Genomic DNA, 5,477 nt, shown 5'->3' on the forward strand with positions numbered 1-5,477 from the left:
CGGGCCCCCCCCGCGGGGGGCCCGGGGGGGCCCCCCCCCCCCCGCCACGCTCGCGGCGGGTGCTCGGCGTCGGCCGAGCACAGTCAGCCGAGCACAGTCAGCCGGTCGGCGTCAGCGCCCCGCCACCTGGCGCGGCGCGGCGGTGACGACCGGCGCGGCGGCCACCGAGGCAAGGGTGGCGGTGGGCTGGGCCACGTCGTCCACGCCCGGCACGACGCCCACGCGGAACGTCGTGGTCTGGGTGATCGTCGGCAGGTTGTTGTAGCGGCTGACGACGACCGTCAGGGTGTGGGTGCCGGGGGTCCAGGTGGACACGTCGGTGGGCAGGGCGGTGGGCGAGATCGGGGACATGCCGCCGAAGTCGTAGGGGGCGGTGAACTCAGTCTTGGTCGCAGTGCCGGTGGCGGCCTTGTCGAGGTAGAACGCGACCGAGCGAGTGGTCTTGGCCGGCACGTTGACGTCGATGTAGTTCGCACCGTGCAGGTGGGCGCCGTCGAGGTTGAACTTGGCCGCGTTGACGTCGGAGTCGGTGCGCACGCGCACCAGGGTGGTGCTGGTCGCCGCGGTGCCGGTGGTGACGGGGGCGGCCTTGGGGGCGAAGCCCTCGACCCACAGCTTCTTGTACAGGGCAGCGGCCTTGGGGAAGTTGCCGGTGTTCAGCTTGTGCTGCTCGCAGCTGGAGGGGTCGTGGTTGAAGTAGCTCTCGTACGCGACGTTGTTGTTCGAGATGTACTCGTGCAGCTTCTGGATGAAGTACGTGTCGTCGCCGCTGTCCAGGCCGTCGCAGCTCTTGGTCAGGCCCCACTCGGAGAACGCGATCGGCTTGTTGTGGGCCTTGCCGAACTCCGCCAGCCACTTCAGGCCACCGGGCTGGTTGTAGAAGTTCGCCCAGCGCTCGACGTACTGCTCGGGCTTGAAGCTCTTGCTGTGGTCGTACAGCGACTGGCCGATGATGTCGACGTAGGCGTCGCCGGGGTAGGCGCGGACGGAGTCGAACTGGCCCATGTTGTTGCCGCTGCCGGGGGACCAGTTGAACTCGAAGCTGGTGCCGGGGACGGAGCGCATGGTGTTGACGATCTGGCGCCAGTAGGCGATGTAGGAGGCCGGGTCCTTCTTGGCGCTCCAGGAGTAGCTGTCGGAGTTGAACTCCCAGCCGATGCGGATGATCGAGTCGCCCTGGTTGTTGGCCTTCAGCGTCTCAGCGAGCTTCTTGAAGTAGCCGTTGTACGCCCCGGTGGCGCCCTGCTGGATGCTCACGCCGGCGGTGTCGGGCAGCATCGGCACGGCCCAGGCCATGCGGTGGTAGCGGTCCTTGTACAGGCCGATCCCCCACTGCCACTCCGAGATGTCCTTCCAGGTCATCTGGGGCAGGAAGGCGGTCGTCACCTCGACGTCCCTGCCGACCCACTGGCCCCACTCGGTCACCGGACCGCGCGAGCCGGCGGAGAAGACACCCGTGGCGACGTCCTCGCCGGCCGAGGCGGGAGCGGCGACGCCGACGCCGATGAGCAGCGAGGCCCCGGCGGTGGCGACCGCAGCGGCGATCGAGGTGAGGCGGTTGCGGCGCTTGGTGGCCTTGACGGTCTTGACGCTCATCGAAGGTGCCCTTCCCTGGAAAAAGTGAACGAGTCGGCGACGGTTCTTCCGCCCGGACGGCACCGGAAGCGCCGACGTGAAAGGGTTCGGGGGATGCGGGCCCGGCCTTGACCGGGACCTCACGGGAAAGCGCACCGCCGGGCCCAGGACCACCCGATCGGTCGCGTAACGGTGACTGAGTGTGACGATCACGGGGTGATCCGGTCCGTCCGCGCCCCGTGCGGCGCAACGGGGCCGGCCGGCGGGGGCCCCGTCCGGCGCGTCCGTGACCGCTCAGCGGGCGCCCGCGGGCCGAACGGGTGGTGACGCGGCGCGGGCGCCCCAGCGGCGGCGCGAACGGGGCGCGGGCCGCGCGTTCACCCGGACGGATTACCACCAGTACGCATTTCGTCACTCATTGCTGAGCGTCGTCCCGGGCACCGGGAAATTCCCGCCGGAAACCGTCACGAACGCCCTAGGCTCCGCTACGCCTTGCTACGGTCGTGCCGCTTCGAGCACGCGGCGCCCCCGGGGCGTGAAAGCCCTCGCCCCCCGTCGCGGGGACAGCCCGCACCGATCGAGGAACACCGAGGGACACCTGATGGCAACTTCCCACCGCAGAACCACGGGCCTGGCGGTGAGCGCCCTGGTCCTCGGCAGCACCGTCCCCGCGGGCCTGGTGGCGCCCGCGGCCCAGGCGGCGCCGCCGACCACCGCCAGCATCGACTTCGCACCGGCCGGCTCGGCGGCACCCGCCGGCTGGACCGTCGACACCGGAGCCCCCTACGACGCCGCGCGCGGCTGGGGCTGGGTGTCGTTCACCGACCAGACGCCCAGGGACCTGAGCGCCGAGACGCGCCAGCGCGGCGGCAGCGGGCCCGCCTCGAACTTCATCCACCTGCAGCGCCCCAACAGCTCCGGCATGGTCGTCGCCGGCGGCCGCTGGGAGTACGCCCTGCCCAACGGCACCTACGAGGTGAGCGTCGGGGTCGGCGACACCGGCAAGACGGCCACCGGCGCCTACTGCTGCCTGGACAGCACCCACCGGGTCGTCGTGGAGGAGGTGAGCACCGTCGCGGACTTCGAGCCGAGCGCGGCGCAGCCCACCGCCACGGGCACCGCCGTCGTCGCCGTGCAGGACGGCCGGCTGACCCTCGACGCCACCGGCGGGGTGAACACCAAGCTCGCCTCGGTGACCATCCGGCCCTCCACGGCCGCGCCGCAGGTCCCCGGCCCGCGCATCACCGGCACGCTGCCGGCGGACGGCACGACGAACGTGCCCCTGGACGCCTCCATCAGCATGGCCGTCACCGCGCCGGTGGACGACACCACCAGCACGGAGGAGAGCGTCCGCCTCATCGGCCCGGACGGCGACGTGCCCCTGACCCTCAACGGCGACGCCGCGGGCGGGACGATCAGCTTCACCCCCTCGCGCAACCTGGCCGCGAGCACCACGTACACGGTGCGGACGACGACGGCGCTGCGCGACACCGACGGGCGCGCCTTCACCACCTACGGCAGCACGTTCCGCACCTCCGCCAGCTCGCCGCCCGTCTCGCCCTACGCCTTCCGGCGCGCGGGCTCGGTGGGCGTGGCCAAGCCCTCGGCCATGGCGCTGGGGCCCGACGGGCGCCTGTACGTGGGCACCTACACCGGGCAGGTCCTGCGCTACTCGCGCGCGGCGGACGGCACGCTGGGCGCGGTGGAGTCGGCCAAGCCCTTCGGCGACCGGATCATCACCGGGCTGACCTTCGACCCCGCCGACCCGGACGCGCTCTACGTCACGAACAACTTCCCGGTCTACGCCGACGCCCCGCCCTCCTCCGGGAAGGTCTCCCGGCTGCGGCTGCAGCCCGGCGCCCCGCTGAGCAGCGCCGCGGCCTCCGACGTCGTCGTCGGGCTGCCGCGCTCGCGCTACGACCACATGACCAACGGGACCGCCTTCGGCCCCGACGGCCGGCTCTACATCGCCCAGGGCGCCAACACCGCCTACGGCGACACCGACGTGTACTGGGGCGACCTGGGCGAGCAACCGCTGTCCGCGGCGGTGCTGGTCGCCGACGTGCGCGACACGACGAAGTTCCGCCCGGGCACGCCGGTCAACGTCAACACCGACCCGCCCGGCACGCCGGCGGTGCCGGGTTCCGCCCCGGCCGTCGGGTACGACCCCGACGCCGCGGGGGCACCGGTGCGCGTGCACGCCTCCGGGGTGCGCAACCCCTACGCCCTGCTGTGGGGCAGCAACGGGCAGCTGTACGCCCCCGTCAACGAGTCGGCCGACGGCGGCAACACCCCGGTGCCGCCCGGCGGCACGCCCGCGCAGCTGAAGAACCTGCCCGCCTACGCGGACTACCTCACCCGCGTGCAGGCCGGGAAGTACTACGGGCACCCCAACCCCTCCACCGGCCACTACGTCCTCAACGGGGCCAACCCCGGCAGCGGCGTGGACCCGTGGGAGGTGCGGCAGTACCCGGTGGGCACGCGGCCGGACCCGCAGTGGCAGGCGCCCGACCTCAACCTGGGCGTGCACCGCTCCGCCAACGGCCTGGCCGAGTACCGCAGCGCGGCCGCCTTCGGCGGCAAGCTGCGCGGCAGCCTGCTGCTGACCGAGTACTCCAACGGCGACGACCTGCTGGCGGTGAGCGTGGACGCCGCCGGGAAGCCGACCTCGTTCGCCACCGTCACCGACGCCGCCACCCCCGGGCAGCGGCTGGTGTTCGAGAACCCCCTGGGCGTGGTCGCCGACCCCGTCAGCGGCGACGTGTACGTCGCGGAGTACCTCGCCGAGACCGACCTGGCCGCCGGGCGCGTGACGCTGCTGAAGCCGGCGCAGGTGGAGCAGCCGAGCGCCACGTCGGTCGCGGTCAGCTTCGGGCCGGCCTCCGCGGCCGTCCCGGCCGGCTACACCCGCGACGCCGGGGCCCCGTTCGACGGGCGCGCCGGCTGGCTGGACACCACCGGCAACCCGCTGGACCTGCGCGCCAACACCCGCCTGCGCAGCTCCGCGGCCGCGCCCGACGCCCGCTACCTCAGCCACGTGATGCTGCAGGCGCCGGCGGGCAGCGGCACCAGGACCCCCGGGCGCTGGGTGACGCCGCTGCGCGACGGCCTGTACGACGTCACCGTCGCCGTCGGCGACCCGACGGCGCTGAACTCCCGGCACCGGGTCGTCGCCGAGTCCGGGACGGCCGACCAGGCGGTCGTCGTCGACGGCTACGTGCCGACCGCGGCGGCGCCCTGGAGCACCCGCACCGTGCGGGTGCGCGTCAGCGACGGCTCGCTGTCGCTGGACGCGACCGGCGGCAGCAACACCAAGCTGGACTTCGTGCGGGTGGTGCCGGCGGGCGGGCCGGCGGCGACGCTGGTGGACTTCACCACCGCCACCGGCCCGCTCGCGCCGGGGCACGTGCGCGACTCCGGCCAGGCGTACTCCGCCGCGCAGGGCCGCGGCTGGGTCGACGAGAGCACCCGGCAGCCGCTGTCCCTGGTGGGCAACGGCCGCGTGCGCGGCTCCTCCCTCTCTCCCGACCAGCGCTCGGACTCGCTGCTGCTCTTCCAGGCGACCTCGGCCAGCGGCGGCGCCGCACCGGGGCGCGGGGCGTGGGAGCTGGACGTGCCGAACGGCACGTACGACGTCAGCGCCGGCGTGGGGGACGCCACCGCGTGGAACTCCACGTACGTGCTGACCGCCGAGCGCGGCCGTCCCGGTCAGGCGACCGTGGTGCCGCCCACGACGCCCACCAGCACCGCCCGCTTCGCCACGGGCTCGGCCCGGGTCGTGGTGGACGACGGGCGCCTGACCCTCGACGGCGTCGGCGGGGTCAACGGCAAGCTGGGCTGGGTGGAGGTCCGGCCGGTGCCGTGACGCGCCACCCGGCGCACCCCGGCCACCGGGGTGCGCC

Annotated in this window: 2 protein-coding genes; one reads left to right on the plus strand and one right to left on the minus strand. The window is 73.6% G+C overall.

Translation table 11 applies throughout. The features are described 5' to 3' along the window. Positions 1–111: 111 nt before the first annotated feature. Complete coding sequence (locus ACRYR7_RS23930) at positions 112–1,596, minus strand: glycoside hydrolase family 26 protein (RefSeq protein WP_432574775.1); 1,485 nt, start codon at positions 1,594–1,596, stop codon at positions 112–114. 580 nt (positions 1,597–2,176) lie between these two features. On the opposite strand from ACRYR7_RS23930, the gene ACRYR7_RS23935 reads away from it, so the two are divergent. Continuing rightward, positions 2,177–5,440, plus strand: a complete 3,264-nt coding sequence (locus ACRYR7_RS23935) for an Ig-like domain-containing protein (protein WP_432574777.1) — start codon at positions 2,177–2,179, stop codon at positions 5,438–5,440. Positions 5,441–5,477 lie beyond the last annotated feature (37 nt).

The sequence above is a fragment of the Kineococcus gurbantunggutensis genome (assembly GCF_050871925.1).
Classification (GTDB): Bacteria; Actinomycetota; Actinomycetes; order Actinomycetales; family Kineococcaceae; genus Kineococcus.

Coding starts and splice junctions, on each gene's coding strand:
- ACRYR7_RS23930 (WP_432574775.1), bottom strand. CDS start 1,596: ATGAGCGTCAAGACCGTCAAGGCCACCAAGCGCCGCAACCGCCTCACC.
- ACRYR7_RS23935 (WP_432574777.1), top strand. CDS start 2,177: ATGGCAACTTCCCACCGCAGAACCACGGGCCTGGCGGTGAGCGCCCTG.